We start from the raw sequence: 784 nt of genomic DNA, 5'->3' as shown, positions 1-784 counted from the left end.
CGCATCCCCAACGTAAGCGATCATTCCAAACCGCTATTGCCTCTTTCCGGATTATCTGAGCCGTTTTTTCTTGCGAGCCTTGGCAGGTCTGTGCGGATCGGCGGAGCCGGTATCCTTCACCGGCGATAGCAAGTGGGGCGAGATATTCCAGCGCTGGCCGTTGTCGGTGACCACAGTGACGGTCTTGCGGTTGTATTTGACCAGGGTCGCGAGCATACGTCCCCCCTGGTGTTCGAAGCTGACCTGCTGGCCAAGATTGAACTGCATCATCTCGATGTGAGCTTGCGCCACCACGCGCTGATTGAGATCCAGCAGTTCCTCGAAGCTCAGACCGTCGATGTCAATGGGCATGGTCGAGGTCCGAGTGCAGGGGGTTGGCGGCGAAGCGTTCCTTCCAGCCGCGTGGCGTCAGTTCCTCAACATCCCTTGCCGGATGCAGGGCCACCCGTTGCAGGACATCTACCAGGTAGGTGTAGGGGGCAACCTGATGCAGCCGGCAGGTGGTAAGGGCCTCGGAAAAAATAAATTACCCCAAATCAGGTGCTGATTACGGTCCCAGAATGTTTTAAAATACAGTCATGTTGATGACGAAGAGAAACCAAATGTAAAGGAGTCGTTATTGTGGAAAAACACCGCCAGCGCGCTAGTCGGCTCAGCGCGGCACATGTTTATGGCGGAGGTTGTTGAGTTGCTTGGCTGGGGTGGTCAACGTTACGTTGAAAAGACTTTCGGCTGGGACAGAAAAACGATTCGTAAGGGACAGCAAGAAAGGGATGCAGGAGAA

Annotated in this window: 1 protein-coding gene and 1 pseudogene; both read right to left on the bottom strand. The window is 54.8% G+C overall.

Annotated features, from left to right (window positions below):
• Positions 1–51: 51 nt before the first annotated feature.
• Entirely contained in the window at positions 52–351 is a 300-nt protein-coding gene (locus ACOCD2_RS23360) for a hypothetical protein (protein ID WP_293650701.1), read from the bottom strand.
• Positions 341–505: pseudogene (locus tag ACOCD2_RS23355) on the bottom strand (transposase domain-containing protein); the annotation flags it as partial. The pseudogene ACOCD2_RS23355 and the gene ACOCD2_RS23360, both read right to left, overlap by 11 nt.
• Positions 506–784 lie beyond the last annotated feature (279 nt).

This window comes from Thiolapillus sp. (genome assembly GCF_048562965.1).
Lineage (GTDB): Bacteria > Pseudomonadota > Gammaproteobacteria > Chromatiales > Chromatiaceae > Thiolapillus > Thiolapillus brandeum_A.
The sequence above is the reverse complement of the archived record's forward strand: the minus strand, read 5'-3'. Positions and strand labels throughout refer to the sequence as shown.